Source organism: Streptomyces sp. PH9007 (assembly GCF_059813725.1).
Genome location: NZ_CM187440.1, coordinates 662,249 through 681,396 on the forward strand (window position 1 = coordinate 662,249; position 19,148 = coordinate 681,396).

Genomic DNA, 19,148 nt, shown 5'->3' on the forward strand with positions numbered 1-19,148 from the left:
CCCGCCCCCTGCTGGTTGATCCGCCGGGTGATACTCGGGGGACATTACGGATCATCACGGGCTATTCCGGGAGGCCGGGCATGGGTCAGGGTGTGCACGTCACGGATCTGCCGGGGGTCGGGAAGCGGTACGACATCGATCTGGAGCGCGAGGACGAGCGGGTGTCGGTGGTGATCAGGTCCGGCGGGATGCGTGATCTGTACGTCTTCACCTCCCGCTCCGCCGACCCGACGGCGGTCCTGGAGCTGACGGAGGAGCAGGCACGCAAGGTCGGGGCGGTGCTGTCGGCGACGTTCTTCGAGTCGTGAGGAGGCGGCGGGCGGGTGCCGGAAGCTGATCTGCTCGGCCTGGGTGCCGCCGTACTGATCGCGGGGCTGCTGGCGCGGCTGGCCCGCCGGTACGGGCTGCCGTCCGTGCCCTGCTACATGCTGGTGGGCATCGCGCTGGGCCCTGGTACGCCGGGCCCGGTCGTGATCGCCCACCCCGATGATCTGGCGCTGATCGCCGCGCTCGGGCTGGTGCTGCTGCTGTTCCACCTGGGCGTGGAGTTCCCGGTGGACGAGGTGCTGGGCGGCGGGCGCCGCCTGGTGGTGGCGGCGGGCTGCTACATCGGGCTGAACATGACGGCCGGGCTGCTCTTCGGCTTCGCGCTGGGCTGGGGCGCGTCCTCGGCGCTGGTGATCGCCGGGGCGCTGGGCATCTCCTCGTCCGCGATCGTCACCAAGCTGCTGATCGAGCTGCACCGGCTGACCAACGCGGAGACCCCGGTGATCCTGGGGATCATCGTGCTGGAGGACCTGTTCCTGGCCTTCTATCTGGCGCTGCTCGCCCCCGTGCTGTCGGCCGGCGACACCCCGGGCCGGATCGCCCGGGACATCGCCATCAGCTTCGGGATGCTGGCCGGGCTGCTGCTGGTGGCGCGGTTCGGGGCCCGGGTGGTGGGGCGGGTGCTGGACTCCCGGGAGGACGAGGTGCTGGCGGTGGTCACCATCGGCCTGGTGGTGCTGGTGGCCGGTACCTCGCAGGAGGCGGGGGTCTCGGACGCCGTCGGGGCGCTGCTGACGGGTCTGGTGGTCTCCCGCACCCGGCTGCGGGAGCGGGTGGAGCGGCTGGTGACACCGCTGCGGGACGTGTTCGCGGCGGTGTTCTTCGTGGCGTTCGGGCTGAGCATCGACACCGGGCACCTGGGCGCGGTGGCGGTGCCGGTGGCGCTCGCCGTCGTGGTGACCGTGGTCGCCAATCTGAGCGCGGGCATCGTCACGGCGCGGCTGTTCGGCTTCAACCAGCGCGGCGCGGCCAACATCGGCCTGACGGTGCTGGGGCGCGGCGAGTTCTCGCTGATTCTGGCCACGCTCGCGCTGGCGGCCGGCCTGGACGCGCGGATCGGCCCGTTCGTGGCGCTGTACGTCCTGGTGCTGGCGGTGCTCAGTCCGCTGTTCGCTTCGCATTCGCGCTATCTGGCGCGGGTGATGCCGGACTGGCTGCTGCGCCGTGACTGGACGTATGTGCGTGAGGAGACGATCAGCACCTCCTGCACGCATCTGGATCAGATCCGGGTCACCGGGACGGATGCCGAGGAGTGCCCGGAGTGCGTGGCCGCCGGGAGCGACTGGGTGGCGCTGCGGCTGTGCATGACCTGCGGTTACGTGGGGTGCTGCGACGACTCCCCGCACCGGCACGCCAGCACCCACGCGGCCCGGGCGCGCCATCCGATCATCCAGTCGGCGCAGCCGGGTGAGGACTGGCGCTGGTGCTTCATCGACGAGACCCTGGTGCGGGCGCCCCTGGGCACCAAGCGCTGACGAAGCGCCGGTCAAGCTTTCACCAAAGCATTTACATGTAGCAAGCAACTTGTCGTACGGTCGAATCCGTGACCGAGCAAGCAACGAGTTCCTACGCGGAGCTGGGCCGCCATCTGTGGGCCGTGGGAGCGATCAACCGGGAGATGGGGCGATCCCTGCCGCACGACTGTCCCCCGGCGACGCTGGCGTTGATCTCGATCCTGGCGCGGAAGGGGGAACTGCGCATGGGCGGGCTCGCCGACCTGATCGGGGTCGACATCTCGGTCGCCAGCCGCTACGCGACACACGCGGTGGAGCGCGGCTGGGTGGAGCGCACGCCGGACCCGGACGACAAACGGTCCCGGCTGCTGCGGGTGACCGACAGCGGCGAGGAGCTGCTGGCCGAACTGACCCAGCGCTACGCCGAGGCGCTCTCCCGCTATCTCGCCGACTGGTCGGACACCGACGTCAGACACCTCATTGAACTGCTGATCCGCCTGCGGACAAGCTTCGACAGCTGCCGCACCAAGCCGGCGGAGTAACCAACCAGGGAAGAAGCACCCGAAGCGTTATGTCCTCACCTCGTCCTGCTCCCGCGCGTCACGACGCCGCCCCCGCCGCCGCCCCGCACGGGGCCGCGCCGGAGGGCGCCGCCATGACGCACCGGGAGATCCTGCGGGCGCTGTCCGGGCTGCTGCTCGGCATGTTCGCCGCCATCCTCTCCTCCACCATCGTCACCAACGCGCTGCCGCACATCATCGCGGACCTCGGCGGCGGCCAGAGCGCGTACACCTGGGTCATCACCGCGACGCTGCTGGCCATGACGGCCTCCATGCCGCTGTGGGGCAAGCTGGCCGACCTCTTCAACAAGAAGCTGCTGATCCAGCTGGCGCTGATCATCTACATCACCGGCTCGGTGATCGCCGGGCTCTCGCAGAACTCCGCGACGCTGATCGGCGTGCGGGTGGTGCAGGGCATCGGCGTGGGCGGGCTCGCCGCGCTGGCGCAGATCATCATGGCCGCCATGACCACCCCGCGCGAGCGCGGCCGGTACGGCGGCTACTTCGGCGCCACCTTCGCCGCCGCGACCGTCTCCGGGCCGCTGATCGGCGGGGTCATCACCGACACCCCGGGGCTCGGCTGGCGCTGGTGCTTCTACATCGGGGTGCCGATAGCCGCGGTCGCCCTGGTGGTGCTCCAGCGCACCCTGAAGCTGCCGGTGGTCCGGCGCAAGGTGCGCATCGACTGGCTGGGCGCGCTGCTGCTGTCCGGCGCCGTCTCCCTGCTGCTGATCTGGATCACGCTGGCCGGCGACTCGTACGCCTGGGCCTCGTGGCAGACGGCCGTGATGACCGGCGGCTCGGTGCTGCTGGGCCTGCTGTTCGTGCTGGCCGAGTCGCGGGCCAGTGACCCGATCATGCCGCTGCGGCTGTTCCGGGACCGTACGATCACGCTCTCCTCGCTGGCGTCCCTGTTCGTGGGCATCGCGATGTTCAGCGGCACGGTCTTCTTCAGCCAGTACTTCCAGCTGGCGCGCGGCGAGTCCGCGACCATGTCGGGGGTCATGACGATCCCGATGATCCTGGGCCTGTCGCTGTCCTCCACCGTCTCGGGGCGGATGATCTCGCGCACCGGGCAGTGGAAGAACTGGCTGGTCGCGGGCGGTCTGCTGATCAGCTCCGGGATGCTGCTGCTGGGCACCATCCGGTTCGACACCGCGTACTGGCAGGTCGCCGTCTTCATGACGCTGCTGGGTCTGGGCATCGGCATGATGATGCAGAACCTGGTGCTGGCCTCGCAGAACCAGGTGCAGCCCTCCGACCTGGGCGCCGCCAGCTCGGTGGTCAACTTCTTCCGCTCCTTCGGCGGCGCCCTGGGCGTCGCGGCGCTGGGCGCGGTGCTCGCCAACCGGGTGGGTCAGTACACCCGGGACGGTCTGGCGCAGCTGGGCGTGGACCCCGGTGACGGGGTGGTCGCCGGCGGTGGCATCCCGGACCTGAGCCAGCTCCCCGATCCGCTGCGGGCGGTGCTGGAGACGGCGTACGGGCACGGGGTCGGGGACGTGTTCCTCTTCGGCGCCCCGGCGGCGGTGCTGGCCTTCGTGATCACGCTGTTCATCAAGGAGGTCGCGCTGCGCGGCAGCCAGCAGGCGCCGCAGGCAAGCGGGACCGCCTCCTCCTGAGCGGCGGCGGTGCCGGGAGGAGACGGTCCGGTGGCGGGTGCGGGCCCCTGGATCAGCGGGTGGAGGCGGCGGGCGCGTGGGGCGCGGACACCGGCCCCTCCCCCGCCTCCCCGTCCGGCTCCAGCTGCGCGGACCGCTCGGCGCGGGGCACCTTCCAGCCGGTGATCGCGTACAGCAGCGAGAACGCCATCGACAGGAAGACGAAGAAGTAGAACGGCAGATACGTCAGGGTGGACACACCCAGCACTCCGGCGACGAAGACCCCGCCGCTGGACCACGGGAAGACCGGGTCGTTCGCGGTGCCGGAGTCCTCCAGGATCCGGGAGAGGTTCCTGGGGTCGAGGCCGAACTTGTGGTACAGCGGCAGCAGCAGCGATCCGGACATCACGGCGGCGAAGCTGAACGAGCCGCCCAGCGCCACCAGCGTGGGCACCAGGAAGATGCTGGAGACCATCAGCCGGCGCGGCGTGGTGATCCAGCGCAGCGTCGGGGTGATCAGTGCCAGCAGCATCCCGGAGCCGGTGAGCAGCCCGGCCATCCCGATGGCGAACAGGAACAGGGCCACCATGCCCATCATCGACATGACGCCGCCGCCGGAGACCAGCGAGTCCACGGTGGCGGTGCCGGTCTCCAGGACGAAGCCGTTGTACAGGACGGACAGCGTGTCGCTGACGGAGGCGCCCTGGTAGAGCACCGCGACCAGGGCCCCGGTGAGCGCGCCGACGAAGATCGAGGGCCAGGCCGGTTTGCGCATCAGCAGCAGCACCAGGACCACGACGATCGGCAGGAACGCCGGCAGGCCCAGGGAGAAGTTCTCCGCCAGCGCCGCGTTGATGGCCTCGGCCTCGGCGACGGTGCCCCGGCCGTGCGAGGTGGTGAACCCCAGCACCGTGAAGATGCCGCCGCACAGCAGGATGGTCGGGACGGTGGTCCAGGTCAGATGCCGGATGTGGCTGGTGAGGTCGGTGCCCACCAGGGCGGCGTTGAGGTTGGTCGAGTCGGAGAACGGGGACATCTTGTCGCCGAAGTAGGCGCCGCAGACGATGGCGCCGGCGGTCATCGCCACCGGGTAGCCCATCCCCTCCCCCACCCCCATCATGGCGACGCCGACCGTGCCGATGGTGCCCCAGGAGGTCCCGGTGGCCATCGACGCGAGAATGCACAGCAGCAGCGTGGTGGGCAGGAAGAACTGCGGGGAGAGCACCGACAGGCCCAGGTGCACGAGGGCCGGGATGGTGCCGGATTCCGCCCAGGAGCCGATGAGCGCGCCCACCGCCATCAGAATCATGATGAGACCGAGCACGCTGCGTATCGCTCGGAATGCGAAATTCTCGGCGTCCTCGAAGCTGTACCCCAGACGCATCACCAGGGGGACCAGCGCGACCATGGAAATGAACAGCAGCAGCTGGATATCCGCGTCGAATGCCAGGGATCCGACGAGAAGTATGGCGACAACGATAAGGACGGAACCGGCGGCATAGGCGAATCCCGGCTCCTTCGCGGTGGCCGCCGTCGCCGGTTCCCCGGAGGTCTGCGTACTCATAAGAGGCACCACTTTCGTTTTCCGCACCCGGAGACGCGTTACCAACAAATTAACGGGTGGGGTGTCTTTGATAGACCGGTACGCTACGGGCAGCCTGGCCCCCGGCACAGTCTCAATCCACAGCGCTTCCTCAAGGGATGACCTATGGCACAGCCGACCCTGATGCAGTTGAGCTACTTTCTCGCGGCGGTCAGCCATGGCTCCTTCTCCGCCGCGGCCGATGCCCTGCACATCGCCCAGCCGAGCCTGTCCGAGCAGATCAGACGCCTGGAGCACACGCTGGGTGTGGTGCTGTTCACCCGCACCAACCGCCGCCTGCAGCTCACCGACGCCGGCCGCACGCTGCTGCCGCACGCCGAGCGCACCCTGGCCGGCGTCCGCGAACTGGGACAGGCGGTGCGCGAGGTGCGCACCCTGTCCGGCGGCACCGTCTCCTTCGGCGCCTTCAACAGCGCGCACCTGTATCTGCTCACCCCGCTCATCCGCGACTTTCACGAGCAGTACCCGCAGGTGCTGGTGCGGGTGGTCGGGCTGAACTCCGCCGAGGTCGCCGACGCGGTGCGCGGCGGGGAGCTGGAGGCGGGCCTGGTCCAGCTGCCGATCAAGGACCACGGCCTCTCGGTCGGGGCGCCGGTGCTCACCGACACCGTGGTGTACGTCAGCGCCGACCCGGAGCGGGCCCGCGTGCCGGTCGGCATCGAGGCGCTGGCCGCCGCCCCGCTGGTGCTCTCCGAGGCCCGCTGGGAGGACGAGGACCCGCTGCGCCGGGCCCTGACCGAACGCGCCCAGCGGGCGGGGGTGACGCTGCGCCCCTATGCCGAGGTGGAGTTCCAGACGCACGCGGTGGAGCTGGCCGCGCACGGGGTCGGCGACTCCCTGGTGTCCTATCTGGTGGCCCGCTCCCAGGGGTACACGCGGCGCCTGCACTGGGCCCAGCTGGACCCGCCCGTGGAGGAACACTTCGCCTTCATCACCCGCTCCGGCGGAGCGCTCTCGCCGGCCACCCGGATGTTCATGAAGATCGCGCACAAGCACATCGCGGCCCTCCAGCGGCGCGCGAAGCGCGGCCTGGCCCAAGGCTGAGGCTATCGGTGGTGCTGTAAATCAAGCATTTACCGGAGATGGCCGCTGTCGTGATACTCCGCACATGGGAACCAATCACCGACAGCGGGTGTGCGTCATCGGCGCCGGGGCCGCCGGGCTCGAAGCGCTGCGGGTGCTGCGGGCCGAGGGCCTGGAGGTGGACTGCTTCGAACGCACCGGGCGTGTGGGCGGCCACTGGCACACCGACTACGAGGCGCTGCACCTGATCACACCGCGCGGCAGTTCGGGCTTCGAGGGCGCGCCGATGCCCGCCGACTATCCGCTCTTCCCCAGCCGGGACCAGGTACGGGACTACCTGGAGGACTTCGCCGACCGGGAAGGGCTGCGCCCGCACATCACCCTCGATACCGAGATCACCGCGGTGGAACGCGAACCGGACGGCCCGGGCTGGCTGGTGCGCACGGCGGACGGGACGGAGCGGGCGTACGACGCCGTGGTGGTCGCCAACGGCCACCACTGGGACCCGAAACTGCCCAAGGCCGCCGCCGACTTCGCGGGCCGTTCGCTGCACTCCGGCGAGTACCGCAACACCGGGGACATCGACGGCGGGCGGGTTCTGGTCGTCGGCTCGGGCAACTCGGGCTGCGATCTGGCGGTGGACGCGGCCAACGCCCGGCTGCGCACCGACATCTCGGTGCGCAACGGCCATGTGTTCCAGCCCAAGACGTTCTTCGGGCGCCCGCGCAACGAACTGCCGCTGGTGCCCCGGCTGCCGGGCCGCCTCGCCGAGCGGGTGACCAGGACCCTGGTGAAGATCTCGGTGGGCACGGCCGAGCGCTACCCGGGGCTGCCCGCCCCGGCCACCGAGAACCTCAACGAGCAGCTGCCGGTGGTCAACGAACTGCTGCTGTACTGGATCCAGCACGGCCGGATCGCGGTCCGGCCCGGCATCGAGGCCATCGAGGGCCGCACGGTGCGCTTCACGGACGGCACCCGGCGTGAGTACGACACGGTGCTGTGGGCCACCGGCTTCCGGGTGAGCCTGCCGTTCCTGTCGACCGAGCTGCTGACCTGGCAGGGCGGGGCACCGTTGCGCACGGCGGGACTGACCGTACCGACCGGGGTGCGGGGGCTGTACTTCGTCGGTCTGGCGAGCCCGCGCGGGCCGCAGTTCCCGGTGTTCTCCGCGCAGTCGCGGCTGGTCGCCCGGCTGATCACGCTGACCGACCGGCTCTCGGGCCGGCTCGCCCGGCCGCTGCCGGACATCCTGGAGCGCCGGTTCGGCGCCGATGACCGGATCGACATCCTGCGGCCGGTGTGGAGCGAGCAGATGCGGCGGGTCAACCGCTTCCTGGACGACCTCGAACGCGGCGCGCACGCGCGGGGGATCCGGTGAACCACGACACAACGCGCACGACAGCGACGACCCACACGCATACAGGTACGAACACGAACACGAGGGAGAGCACCGTGGACAGGACCGTACTGGTAACCGGCGCCGCCAGCGGCATGGGGCAGTCGGTGGCACGGCGGTTCGCCGCCGGGGGCTGGCAGGTGCTGGCCGTGGACCGGGACGCCGCCGCGCTGGCCGAGGGCGCGCGCGAGGTCGGCGAGTCGTTCATCCCGCTGGCCGCCGACGTCACCGACCGGGCCGGGCTCCAGCAGGGCCTGGTCGGGGCGCTGGGCACCGCCTCGCTGCGGGCCGTGGTCAACGCCGCCGGCGTCTACCCGCCCACCCGGCTCGATGACTTCACCGAGGAGCTGTACCGGCGGATCTTCGACGTGAACGTGCTCGGCACGCTGAATGTGACGGCCGTGACCACCCCGCTGCTCGCGGCGGCGGGCGGCGGCGCGGTGGTGAACTTCGCCTCGGTGGACGCCTTCGCGGTCTCCCCCGGGCAGTTGCTGTACAGCGCGTCGAAGGCGGCCGTGGTCTCGCTCACCAAGTCCCTCGCCATCGAGCTGGCACCGGACAACATCACGGTGAACGCCGTCGCTCCGGGCTGGGTGGACACCCCGGGCAACGCGGCGACCGGACGGATGGCGGACGTGGCGGAGGGCATCCCGCTGCGGCGGGTGGCCCGTCCCGAGGAGATCGCCGACTGGGTGTGGGCGCTGGTGCACGGCGGCTACGTGACCGGCGAGTCGCTGGTGATCGCGGGCGGCAGCGTCATGCGGTGACGCTTACCGCTTGAGCCTGCCGCGCCTCACGAGGTACGGCTCACGGCGTGCGGCGCGCCCCGGGCGCGCCGCGTGGGGCGGGCGGTCTGCTCCCCCGCGCGGGCGGCTGCCGTTGTGCGGTCCGGCCGGACCTCACCCGGCCGTCCGGTCCGGACCGTGGCGGCCCGGACCGGTCACACCGGCGGGGGTGCCGCGGCTGCCGCACCCCCGCGGGTGGTTCACGTCAGCAGGAAGTCCGCCTCGCCGTGCTTGGCGCCACGGATGAAGGTCTCGATCTCGTGCGGGGTGTAGATCAGCGCCGGGCCCTCGGGGTCGGTGGACTGACGCAGGGCCACCCGGCCGTCGGCCAGCTTCATGGCTTCCACGCAGTTGCCGCCATTGGTACCGCTCCAGGGCTTGCGCCAGCCCGCGTTGCCGAGTTCCTTGGCGGGCATCCCGTTGTAGATGTGGGGGGGAGGAGGGGGCGATATACCCATGAGTCACAGCTCCTTGCGAATCTCACCGAGGATGGCCACGGTGTCCTGTACAGACGCGGCCTGCGCGCCCATGCGGTCCAGCACCTCCAGATAGGCGATGGTGTCGGGGCGTTCATCGTGGTACACCGCGCCGGTGAGGCTCTCGGTGTAGATGATGTCCGGCAGCTCCGGGATCTCGAACCGGAACAGCTGGAAGGGCCCGAACATGCCGGGGTGGGGCCCGGCACTGAACGGCATGATCTGTAGCGTCACGTTCGGCAGGGACGTGATCTTGAGCAGATGGTCGATCTGCTCCCGCATGACGGCCGGATCCGGCAGCCGTCTGCGCAGTACGTGTTCCTCCATGACCGCCCACACCAGCGGCGGCCTGGCGCGGGTGAGCAGGTCCGCGCGCTCCATGCGCAGCGCGACCCGGCGGTCCAGTTCCTCCTCGCTGCCGTGTGGGAAGCCGGTCCGCAGCAGTTCGCGGGCGTAGGCGGGGGTCTGCAGCAGTCCGGGAACACAGTGCGGTTCGTAGGACCTGATGAGGCGGGCCTCGCCCTCCAGGGAGACGTAGAGGCTGAACCAGTCGGGCAGCACGTCGCGGAAGTTGTGCCACCAGCCGGGCTGGTTGGCCTCCTCGACCAGGGTGAGAAAGGCGTCCGCCTCCGCGCCGCCGACCCCGTACCGCTCCAGCAGCGCCTTCACGTACAGCGGCTTGAGGCCGACCTCGGCCTTCTCCATGCGCCGCACGGTGGTGGTGTTGACGCTCAGCGCCCCGGCGGCGTCCGCGAAGGTGCAGCCGGCTCGCTCACGCAGATCCCGGAGGCGCAGACCGAGGACGATCTGTCCCACGGTCGGCCCCGAGCGCGCTTCCGCCACGGTGTCTCCTCCAGCGCCCTGTCAGCCACGCCTTGTTGGTGTACGCAATGCGACCGGTCCCGGCCCTCAGGGCGTAAGTGTGCCACAGCGGTAATGGCATCGACAGAGATCGCTTCGCGTTCTGCGAATCGCAGAACTCCCCTTGCGCTCTGCGCACATCAGCGCTCATAGTGAACACGTGACCCGGCTCACGCTGGCCCCGGTTCCATGGAAGGCGCACCCGCTCGTGTTCTCATCCCCCCGCACGACGCCGCTCCCGGTATCCCACCCGTTCCCCGCCGCACCCCTGGCGGACCCGCCGGGAGAGAGATTCGAGCTGCCGTCCCGTCCGGCCTCGGTCGCCGCCGCGCGGGAGGTCGTGCGGCACCGGCTGAGCGGCTGGGGGGTGCCGCGCGACCTGATCGACACCGCGCGCCTGGTCATCTCCGAGCTGGTCACCAACGCCCTGCTGCACACGGACAGCGAGCGCATCGTGTGCCGGATCGAGCGCCGCGGATTCCAGGTGCGGATCGAGGTCGCCGACCAGGGGCCCGGCATCGACCCCTGTGCGCCGCGCTGCTGTCCGGCGGATCCGGACGCCGAGGGCGGGCGCGGGCTGCTGCTGCTGGACGCGATGGCCACCCGGTGGGGTGTGATCTCTCCGGACCAGGGCGCCGGATGTACGGTCTGGGCGGAAATCGCCCCCTGATTCGCAGCCGGGACGTTTTGCTAGTGTCCCTGGCGTCAGTGGCCTCACCCAGGGCCCCGTCCGCAGCAGCCATCGGGGAGATCCGTGTCGTACTCCATACCCCCGCCGCCGGCCCAGCCCCCCACGGTGCACCGGCGGGGCATCGGGCGTCGGCTCGCGGCCGTTCCCCGGCCGGTGCTGATCAGCGGCGTGGCGTTCCTCGCGCTGGCGTCCGCCGGGGCCACCGGGTATCTGCTGATGGGCGACGGCATCGCCGAGGGCACCACCGTGCAGGGCGTGGACATCGGCGGGCTCTCCGCGCAGGAGGCGCGCGAGAAGCTGGAACGTGAGCTGGGCGCGCTGGGTGAGGCACCGCTGACCGTCGTCATCGGCGAGGGAGCGGACGAGGACGCCGACGCGGACTCCTCCGAGGCCGACGTGCATGAGCTGGCGCCCGCCGAGGCCGGGCTCTCGCTCGACTTCGAGGCGACCGTCGCCCAGGTCGCCGACCCGTCCCTGCTGGACCGCCTCCTGGGGCGCGGCGGCGGCGAGATCGAGCTGCTGGTGCACCAGGACGAGGAGCAGGGCCGGGCCGCGCTCACCGAGCTGGCGGAGGACTCGGACAGCACGGTCCGCGAGGGCGCCATCACCTTCTCCGAGGGGGAGCCCGAGGTCACCCGGCCGCGCGCCGGGGTGGCGCTGGACGTGGAGGGCTCACTGGGCCGGCTGCGCGAGGGCTTCCCGGCCCCCACCGGCGACGGCGCGCAGCCGGTGCCGCTGCCGGTGACCCGCGCCGAGCCGCTCACGGGGCAGGCGGAGATCGAACAGGCCCTGGAGGAGTTCGCCGAACCGGCCGTGTCGGGCCCCGTCCTGCTCACCGCGGGCGAGCGGACCCTGACCATCTCCCCCGAGCTCATCGGCGACCACCTCACCCTGTCCGCCGACGGTTCCGGCGCCCTGCTGCCGGAGTTCGACGGCGCGGCGCTGGGCTCCGACGAACGTCTCGACGCGGCGGTCGCGGCGGTGGAGACCGAGCCGGTGGAGGCCACGCTGCGGCTGGACGGCGGCGACGTGGTGGCGGCGAGCCCCGGCAGCGTGGGCTCCACGGTCAGCCGGGAGGCCATCGGCCCGGCGGTGGAGCCGCTGCTGTTCGCGACCGGTGAGGCCGCCCGTACCGCGCCGGTGGCCACCGAGGAGGTGGAGCCCACCATCAGCCCGGCGAACTACAAGGACCTGGGCATCGTGGAAGAGATGTCCTCCTTCACCGTGAACTTCGACGCCGCTCCGTACCGGATCACCAACATCGGGCGGGCCGCCGAGCTGATCAACGGCTCGGTGGTGGCGCCGGGCGACGAGTGGAGCTTCAACCGCACGGTCGGCGAGCGCACCGAGGAGAACGGCTTCGTCGAGGGGATCATCATCCTCGACGACCAGTACACCACCGCGCAGGGCGGCGGGGTCTCGGCGGTGGCCACCACCATGTTCAACGCGATGTTCTTCGCCGGGGTCAAGCCGGTGGAGTACGGCGCGCACTCGTTCTACATCGAGCGCTATCCGGAGGGCCGGGAGGCCACCGTCGCCTGGGGCAGCCTGGATCTGCGCTTCCTCAACGACTCGGGCAACACCATCTACATCCTCGCCTCCTCCACCGACACCTCGGTGACCATCACCTTCCTGGGCACCAAGCGCTACGACGAGGTCCGCTCGGAGACCGGCCCGCGCACCAACGTGCAGGAGCCGGGCAGCCGGGAAGGCGCGGAGGGCGACGAGTGCGTCCCGCAGCCGCCGCTGGAGGGCTTCGACGTGGAGGTGACCCGGATCTTCGTCAACGGCGGTTCGGAGGCCGGGCGCGAGACGTACAACACGACGTACGTCCCGCGCGACGAGGTGGTCTGCGAGGACTGAACCGCCGGACCGGGGGCGCCGGCCCCCGGTCAGCGGTCCTCACACCCGCAGGGCCTCCCGTACCGTCTCCTCCGCGCCGTCCTCCCCGGAGCCCGAGGAGGTGATCCGGCCGGCCTCCAGGACGTAGTAGCGCTGGGCGGCGCGCAGGGCGAAGCCCACGTGCTGCTCCACCAGCAGGACGGACAGACCGCCGCGGCCGCTCAGCTCGATGACGGTGCGCTGGATGTCGGCGACGACGGAGGGCTGGATGCCTTCGGTGGGCTCGTCCAGCAGCAGCAGCCGGGGGCGGGTGATCAGGGCGCGGGCGATGGCCAGTTGCTGGCGCTGGCCGCCGGAGAGCAGTCCGGCGCGGCGGGTGCCGAGCGTCCGCAGCGCGGGGAAGAGGTCCAGCGCCTCGGCCAGCGCCGCCCGGCCGTCCCCGCGGCCGTCGGCGACCAGCCGCAGATTCTCCATCGCGGTCAGCTGCGGGAAGCTCTGCTGACCCTGCGGGACGTACGCCATGCCGCGCCGTACCCGCCGGTGGGCGGGGAGCCGGGTGATGTCCTCGCCCTCGAACCACACCCGCCCGGCCATGGGCCGCAGCAGGCCGAGCGCCGCGCGCAGCAGGGTGGACTTGCCGGCCCCGTTGTGGCCGAGGACGGCGGCCACCCCGTCCTCGGGGACCTCCAGGCTCACGCCGTGCAGGACGCGGCTGCGGTCGTAGCCGGCCGCCAGTTCCTCGATGCGCAGCATCACGCCTCGCTTCCCGCCGGTGCGGTGACCACCGGCTCGCCGAGATAGACCTCCTGGACCCGGGGATCGGCCCGGACCTCGGCCACGGTGCCCTCGCTGAGCACCCGGCCCGCGTGCAGCACCGTGACGCTGTGGGCGACGGCCCGCAGGAAGTCCATGTCGTGTTCGATGACGACGACGGTGCGGTCGGCCGCGATGCGCCGCAGGAGGGCGCCGGTGGCCTCGCGTTCGGCGTGGCTCATGCCGGCGACCGGCTCGTCCAGGAGCAGCAGCCGCACGTTCTGCACCAGCAGCATGCCGATCTCCAGCCACTGCTTCTGGCCGTGGGCGAGTTCTCCGGCGGGCCGGTCGCGGTGGGCGGTGAGCCCGGTGGTCTCCAGGGCGTCGGCCACCTCGTCGGGGATGTTCCGGCGCTGCCGCAGCAGGGTGCGGACGGGCCGGCCGGCGCCGGCGGCGATGTCCAGGTTCTGCAGCACGGTGAGCTGTTCGAAGACGGTGGCGGTCTGGAAGGTGCGGCCGATGCCGAGCCGGGCGATGCGGTGGACGGGGCGGCCGAGCAGTTCGTGGTCGCCGAAGCGGACCGAGCCGGTGGCGGGGGCGAGTCCGGTGACGGCGTCCACCAGGGTGGTCTTGCCGGCTCCGTTGGGGCCGATGAGGAAGCGCAGGTCCCCGGGGCGGATGTCGAGGTCGACGCCGTCGACGGCGGTGAAGCCGTCGAAGGTGACCCGCAGGTCGCGGATGGTCAGCGGTGCGTTCACGCGGGGGTTCCCTCCGTACGGGTGCGGCGGCGGGTGAGCAGCTGCCGCAGCGAGGCGAGGCCGCCGGGCAGGAAGGCGATGACGACGATGAACAGGCCGGCCTGGAAGTACGTCCAGGCGGCGGGGAATTCCTCGGACAGAGTGGTCTGGGCCCAGGCGACGGCGATGGCGCCGAGCGCGGCCCCGGCGAGCGAGGCGCGCCCGCCGATGGCGGCGCCGATGACGAACTGGATGGAGGGCACGATGCCGATCAGCGCTGGGGAGATGATGCCGACCGCCGGGACGAACAGCGCGCCGGCCAGCCCGGCCATGCCGGCGGACAGGGTGTAGGCGGCGAGTTTGACCCGGGCCGGGTCGTAGCCGAGGAACCGGACGCGTTCCTCGGAGTCCCGTACGGCTACCAGCAGTTCTCCGTACCGGGAGCGGAACAGCTGGCGGGTGAGGAGCAGCACGGCGAGCAGCGTTCCGGCGATGACGAAGTACACCATCCGCTTGTTGAGCGGGTCGGCGAGGGCGAAGCCGAAGAAGCCCTGGAAGTTGGTGAGTCCGTTGGTGCCGCCGGTGGTGGCCTGCTGGCCGATGAGCAGGATGGCGAAGGCGGCGGCCAGGGCCTGGCTGAGGATCGCGAAGTAGGCGCCGCGCACCCGGCGCCGGAAGACGAGGAAGCCGATGAGGGCCGCGGTGGCCATCGGGAGCACGAGCACGGCGGCGAGCGCGAACAGCGGGTTGCGGAACGGCTCCCACCACCAGGGGAGTTCGCCGCCGCTCCCGTACAGCAGCATGAAGTCGGGCACGGCGCCTGGCCCGGCGTCGGCGAGCTTGAGGTGCATGGCCATGGCGTAGCCGCCCAGGCCGAAGAACAGGCCCTGGCCCAGGGTGAGCATGCCGCCGCGTCCCCAGGCGAGGGCGATGCCCACGGCGACGATGGCGAAGCAGAGGTAGCGGGCGAGCAGGGAGAGCCGGAAGTCCGAGAGGACGGCCGGGGCGACGGCGAACAGCAGCGCGGCGGTGAGCGCGAAGCCGGCCAGGGTGAGGACGCGGGATCGGGTGTCGGTCATGCCAGGCTCCGGGTGCGTACGGTGGAGATGCCCTGGGGCCGCCACTGGAGGAAGGCCACGATGGCGACGAGCACCGTGACCTTGGCGAGTGAGACGGTGGTGGAGTACTCGACGACCGCTTGCAGCACGCCCAGGGCGAAGGCGGCGATGACGGCGCCGCGCAGCCGGCCGATGCCGCCGACGACGACCACCAGGAAGGCGTCGATGATGATGTTGGTGCCCATGGTGGGGCCGATCGGGCCGATGAGGGTGAGGGCGACGCCCGCGACGCCGGCCAGTCCGGACCCGATGAAGAAGGTGAGCCGGTCGACGCGGGCGGTGGCGATGCCGGAGGCCTCGGCGAGTTCGCGGTGCTGGACGACGGCGCGGATCCGGCGGCCGAGCGGGGTGCGGCGCAGGGTCAGGGTGAGGGCGACGACGGCGGTCAGGGCCAGGGTGAGGATGAACAGCCGGGCGTGGGAGAGGGTGAGCGGATGCTCGCCGCCGAACAGGGTGATGCGTCCGGTGAGCCATTCGGGCGCCCTGGTCTGCACGTTGGGGGCGCCGAAGATGTCGCGGGCGAGTTGCTGGAGCAGCAGGGAGACGCCCCAGGTGACCAGGAGGGTGTCCAGGGGGCGGGTGTACAGCCGCCGGATCAGGGCCCATTCGAGGAGGACGCCCAGGGCCCCGGCCACCGCGAAGGCGGCCGGGAGGGCGAGCAGCAGCGAGGTTCCGGCGTCCGTCAGGTGCTGTTGCAGGACATAAGTGGTGTATGCCCCAGATGCTATGAATTCACCATGAGCCATATTAATCACCCCCATCTGACCGAAGGTGAGGGAGAGTCCGAGGGCGATCAGCAGCAGGACGGCGCCGATGCTGATGCCGGTGAAGGACTGGCTGAGGATGACGGTCATCGGGCCAGGCCCTCGGCCCAGTCGTACTCCTTGAGGTAGGGGTCGGGCTTGATGGGCTGCTCGGAGGACCAGATCTCCGAGATGGTGCCGTCGGCCTCGATGCGGCCGATGCGGTTGGTCTTGTGGAGGTGCTGGGTCTCGCCGTCGACGGTGACGGTTCCCTCGGGGGCGTCGAAGGTGATGCCGTCGGCGGCGGCGCGCACGTCGGCGACCTCGAAGGAGCCGGCCTCCTCGACCATCTCCTTCCACAGGTGGACGGAGGTGTAGGCGGCCTCCATCGGGTCGGAGGTGGGCCGGTCGGCGCCGTACTTCTCCTGGTAGGCGGCGACGAACGCCTCATTCGCCGGGGACTCGGTGGTCTGGTAGTAGTTCCAGGAGGTCAGCTGGCCGGTGAGGTACTGGGTACCGATGCCCTTGACCTCTTCCTCGGCGATGGAGACGGACAGCACGGGCATGGTGTCGGCGGTGAGGCCGGCCGCGTCGTACTCCTTGAAGAAGGAGACGTTGCTGTCGCCGTTGAGGGTGTTGAAGACGGCGTCGGCGCCGGACGCCTCGACCTTGTTGGCGATGGTGGCGAACTCGGTGGAGCCCAGGGGGGCGTAGTCCTCGCCGAGGATCTCGATGCCGTGGGCCTCGGCGTAGGCCTCGATGATCTTGTTGGCGGTGCGGGGGAAGACGTAGTCGCTGCCGACGAGGTAGAGCGAGGCGACGCCCTGTTCGCGCAGGTACTCCAGGGCGGGCACGATCTGCTGGTTGGTGGTGGCACCGGTGTAGAAGATGTTGGGCGACTGTTCGAGGCCCTCGTACTGCACGGGGTAGAAGAGCAGCGCGCCGTGCTGTTCGAAGACGGGGAGCACGGCCTTGCGGCTGGCCGAGGTCCAGCAGCCGAAGACGGCGGCGACCTGGTCCTGCTGGATGAGCTTGCCGGCCTTCTCGGCGAAGGTGGGCCAGTCGGAGGCGCCGTCCTCGCCGATGGGCTCGATCTGCTTGCCGAGGACGCCGCCGTCCGCGTTGATCTCCTCGATGGCCAGGAGGATGGCGTCGCGCACGGTCACCTCGCTGATGGCCATGGTGCCGGAGAGCGAGTTGAGCAGGCCCACCTTGATGGTGTCGCCCGAGGTGTCGATGGTGGCGGCCCCTGGGGCCGTGTCCTCGTCCCCGGTACGGGCGCCGCAGCCGCTGAGCGCGGCGGCGGTGGCCAGGGCGAGAACGCATGAGGCCAGACGGTATCCCCGGGCTGTGGGCATCGCGGTTCCTCCTCGGCCCTTGCGGAAGGGCCTGCACGATCGGAAGTTGCCGCCGGGCAGCGCCGCCCGGCGAGGGCATGCCACAGCTTTGGAGGGAGCCGTTTCCGGGGAATGTCACGTTCATTAATACTTCCGTCCGGAAGTATTAATGGGTCGTCAGCGGGTCCAGGCGTCCAGGTCGCCGGTCACCCGGAAGTCCAGGCCGTCCGCCTCCGCGAGATAGATGCGCTGCCGTACATGACGGCCGGTCAGCCGCAGGATGCCCCGGGCGCCCTCGTAACTGACCTCCTGCGCCGTGCCCTCGATCGCCGGGACATCCCAGGACCCGGCCCGCGCGATCAGCGCCGCCAGCAGCAGCACCCCCTCGTAACAGGACTCCCCCAGGCTGCTGGGCGCCGGGGCCGCCGGGCCGAAACGTCCCGCGTACCGGCCGTGGAAGTCCAGGGTGTCGGCGGTGGCCAGTGCCCCGAAGAAGCCGGCCGTCGCGGACAGGTTCCGGGTGCCGGCCACCCCGGAGGCGACCAGCATGTTCTCGTCCATCAGGGTGGACAGCCGCAGCGCCCGCTGGTCCAGGGCGGCGGCCCCGAAGGCCCGGTTGAACCGCACCGCGTCACTGCCCACCAGCAGCATCAGCACGGCGTCCGCCTCGCTGCGCTCGATCGCGCGCAGGGGGGCCGCGAAGTCGTCGGTGCCCAGCGGAAGATAGCTCTCGCCGCAGATCACCGTCCCCGACTCGCGGGCGTAGCGGTGGGCGGCCCGGGCGGTGTGCCGGGGCCAGACGTAGTCGTTGCCGACCACGTACCAGCGGCGCACCCGGCGTTCGGCGGCCAGCAGCCGCATGGCGGGCCGCAGCTGGCCGCCGGGGGTCTCGCTGGTGAGGTAGACGCCGGTGGTGTTCTCGCCGCCCTCGTACAGGGCGGTGTAGACGTACGGGACCCGGTGCCCGATCCGCGGGGCGAGGGCCCGGCGCACCGAGGAGATGTGCCAGCCGGTGACGCCCTGCACGGCGCCCGCCTCGATGAGGGCGCATACCTCGGCCGCCACCCGGTGCGGTGGCGCGCCGCCGTCCACGGTGATCAGCCGCAGCGCGCGTCCCATGACGCCGCCGGCCGCGTTGACCTCCTCGGCGGCGAGCTGGGCGCACAGTTCGCAGCCCGGCCCGAAGATCCCGGCCGGGCCCTGCCGCGGCACGACCAGGGCGACGCCGAGGGTGCCGGTGGCGGCGGGGGCGAGCTGTTCCCGGTACGTCACCCGGCCATCATGACGCGGTTTGTAGGATGGTCGTTCCCGCGGCCCGAGGAGCGAGATGCCCGCTGACGATCTGGCCACGCTGCTCACCCGTGCCGAACGGCTCGCGGTCCGCCGGCTGCGTGCCGTGCTGGAGGGCACGGGCTGCACGGTGGACGCCTGGCGGGTCCTGTCGCTGCTGGCGGACGGCGAGGGGCACGGCATGACGGCGATCGCCGAGCGGGTGCTGCTGCCGCCGCCCACCCTGACCCGGCTGGTGGATCAGCTGGTGGACGAGGGTCTGGTGCACCGCCGGGTGGACCCGCTGGACCGGCGGCGGGTGCTGGCCGCGCTGACCCCGCGCGGCACCGAGCACTGGCGGCGGCTGGACGGCCTGGTGCGCGCGGACGGCCCCGAACTGCCGGGCGGTGACGGGGACGAGGAGGTGCTCACCGCCCTGCTGGCCCGCCTGATCACCCGTCTCGAGGAGGTCGGCGACTCCTCCGCCCGCAGGCTCCCGGCCGGTACCTGAGCGCGGGCCGCCCGGCCCGGGGCCGCCGGTGACGGGCGGGGCAGGGCGGTACGGTCAGCCG

The 19,148-nt window shown here is 71.3% G+C and carries 19 protein-coding genes; 10 read left to right on the forward strand and 9 right to left on the reverse strand.

Annotation, left to right across the window (positions count from 1 at the left end):
• The first annotated feature begins 80 nt into the window (after window positions 1-80).
• The 4 genes from ACTFAP_RS02860 (at window position 81) to ACTFAP_RS02875 (ending at window position 3,963) form a co-directional block, all read left to right on the forward strand.
• Window positions 81-308, forward strand: coding sequence for a cation:proton antiporter regulatory subunit (locus ACTFAP_RS02860; protein WP_030727736.1), 228 nt, complete (start codon window positions 81-83; stop codon window positions 306-308).
• 15 nt (window positions 309-323) lie between these two features.
• On the forward strand, window positions 324-1,802 hold the full coding sequence (locus ACTFAP_RS02865) for a cation:proton antiporter domain-containing protein (RefSeq protein ID WP_400012624.1): 1,479 nt from the start codon (window positions 324-326) through the stop codon (window positions 1,800-1,802).
• A 68-nt stretch (window positions 1,803-1,870) separates the two neighbouring features.
• Entirely contained in the window at window positions 1,871-2,323 is a 453-nt protein-coding gene (locus ACTFAP_RS02870) for a MarR family winged helix-turn-helix transcriptional regulator (protein WP_400012625.1), read from the forward strand.
• Window positions 2,324-2,436: 113 nt separating this feature from the next.
• A complete protein-coding gene (locus tag ACTFAP_RS02875) occupies window positions 2,437-3,963 on the forward strand; it encodes an MFS transporter (RefSeq protein ID WP_495684872.1) in 1,527 nt (508 codons plus the stop codon).
• A 52-nt stretch (window positions 3,964-4,015) separates the two neighbouring features.
• Here the strand turns inward: ACTFAP_RS02875 and nhaC are convergent, their stop codons facing one another.
• Window positions 4,016-5,506, reverse strand: a complete 1,491-nt coding sequence (nhaC, locus tag ACTFAP_RS02880) for a Na+/H+ antiporter NhaC (RefSeq protein ID WP_400012627.1) — start codon at window positions 5,504-5,506, stop codon at window positions 4,016-4,018.
• 144 nt (window positions 5,507-5,650) lie between these two features.
• Here nhaC and ACTFAP_RS02885 point away from each other — a divergent pair, with 144 nt between their 5' ends.
• From ACTFAP_RS02885 to ACTFAP_RS02895, 3 genes are all read left to right on the forward strand, one after another.
• Window positions 5,651-6,589 carry a LysR family transcriptional regulator gene (locus tag ACTFAP_RS02885; RefSeq protein ID WP_500468143.1) on the forward strand — a complete coding sequence of 313 codons (939 nt, stop codon included), beginning with the start codon at window positions 5,651-5,653 and terminating at the stop codon, window positions 6,587-6,589.
• A 64-nt stretch (window positions 6,590-6,653) separates the two neighbouring features.
• Window positions 6,654-7,946 carry a flavin-containing monooxygenase gene (locus ACTFAP_RS02890; protein WP_500468145.1) on the forward strand — a complete coding sequence of 431 codons (1,293 nt, stop codon included), beginning with the start codon at window positions 6,654-6,656 and terminating at the stop codon, window positions 7,944-7,946.
• Window positions 7,947-8,020: 74 nt separating this feature from the next.
• Window positions 8,021-8,731 carry an SDR family NAD(P)-dependent oxidoreductase gene (locus ACTFAP_RS02895; protein ID WP_500468146.1) on the forward strand — a complete coding sequence of 237 codons (711 nt, stop codon included), beginning with the start codon at window positions 8,021-8,023 and terminating at the stop codon, window positions 8,729-8,731.
• A gap of 218 nt (window positions 8,732-8,949) precedes the next feature.
• On the opposite strand, the gene ACTFAP_RS02900 is transcribed toward ACTFAP_RS02895, so the two are convergent.
• Window positions 8,950-9,207, reverse strand: coding sequence for a DUF397 domain-containing protein (locus tag ACTFAP_RS02900; protein ID WP_400012632.1), 258 nt, complete (start codon window positions 9,205-9,207; stop codon window positions 8,950-8,952).
• 3 nt (window positions 9,208-9,210) lie between these two features.
• Window positions 9,211-10,068, reverse strand: a complete 858-nt coding sequence (locus ACTFAP_RS02905) for a Sco1979 family transcriptional regulator (RefSeq protein WP_390119985.1) — start codon at window positions 10,066-10,068, stop codon at window positions 9,211-9,213.
• A gap of 226 nt (window positions 10,069-10,294) precedes the next feature.
• Between ACTFAP_RS02905 and ACTFAP_RS02910 the strand changes: the two genes are divergently transcribed.
• Together ACTFAP_RS02910 and ACTFAP_RS02915 are read left to right on the forward strand one after the other, a co-directional pair.
• Entirely contained in the window at window positions 10,295-10,756 is a 462-nt protein-coding gene (locus tag ACTFAP_RS02910; protein WP_390119988.1) for an ATP-binding protein, read from the forward strand.
• 84 nt (window positions 10,757-10,840) lie between these two features.
• The gene (locus ACTFAP_RS02915; RefSeq protein WP_500468147.1) at window positions 10,841-12,640 is read left to right on the forward strand and encodes a VanW family protein; all 1,800 of its coding nucleotides are present in this window, start codon (window positions 10,841-10,843) and stop codon (window positions 12,638-12,640) included.
• Between the two features lie 39 nt (window positions 12,641-12,679).
• On the opposite strand, the gene urtE is transcribed toward ACTFAP_RS02915, so the two are convergent.
• The 6 genes from urtE to ACTFAP_RS02945 all read right to left on the reverse strand — a co-directional run bounded on the left by urtE (window position 12,680) and on the right by ACTFAP_RS02945 (window position 18,579).
• Window positions 12,680-13,372, reverse strand: a complete 693-nt coding sequence (urtE, locus tag ACTFAP_RS02920; protein WP_400012635.1) for an urea ABC transporter ATP-binding subunit UrtE — start codon at window positions 13,370-13,372, stop codon at window positions 12,680-12,682.
• Window positions 13,372-14,130, reverse strand: a complete 759-nt coding sequence (gene urtD / locus ACTFAP_RS02925) for an urea ABC transporter ATP-binding protein UrtD (RefSeq protein ID WP_500468148.1) — start codon at window positions 14,128-14,130, stop codon at window positions 13,372-13,374. Before urtD ends, urtE begins: the two co-directional genes overlap by 1 nt.
• Complete coding sequence (urtC, locus tag ACTFAP_RS02930; protein ID WP_390119997.1) at window positions 14,127-15,188, reverse strand: urea ABC transporter permease subunit UrtC; 1,062 nt, start codon at window positions 15,186-15,188, stop codon at window positions 14,127-14,129. The genes urtD and urtC overlap by 4 nt, the downstream gene beginning before the upstream one ends.
• Window positions 15,185-16,081 (reverse strand): urea ABC transporter permease subunit UrtB, encoded by an 897-nt coding sequence (urtB, locus tag ACTFAP_RS02935; protein WP_500468150.1) that lies wholly within the window; start codon window positions 16,079-16,081, stop codon window positions 15,185-15,187. The genes urtC and urtB overlap by 4 nt, the downstream gene beginning before the upstream one ends.
• A complete protein-coding gene (gene urtA, locus ACTFAP_RS02940) occupies window positions 16,078-17,328 on the reverse strand; it encodes an urea ABC transporter substrate-binding protein (RefSeq protein WP_500468151.1) in 1,251 nt (416 codons plus the stop codon). Before urtA ends, urtB begins: the two co-directional genes overlap by 4 nt.
• A 156-nt stretch (window positions 17,329-17,484) precedes the next feature.
• Window positions 17,485-18,579, reverse strand: coding sequence for a substrate-binding domain-containing protein (locus ACTFAP_RS02945; RefSeq protein ID WP_500468152.1), 1,095 nt, complete (start codon window positions 18,577-18,579; stop codon window positions 17,485-17,487).
• A gap of 55 nt (window positions 18,580-18,634) precedes the next feature.
• Here ACTFAP_RS02945 and ACTFAP_RS02950 point away from each other — a divergent pair, with 55 nt between their 5' ends.
• A complete protein-coding gene (locus tag ACTFAP_RS02950) occupies window positions 18,635-19,087 on the forward strand; it encodes a MarR family transcriptional regulator (RefSeq protein WP_495683342.1) in 453 nt (150 codons plus the stop codon).
• Window positions 19,088-19,148 lie beyond the last annotated feature (61 nt).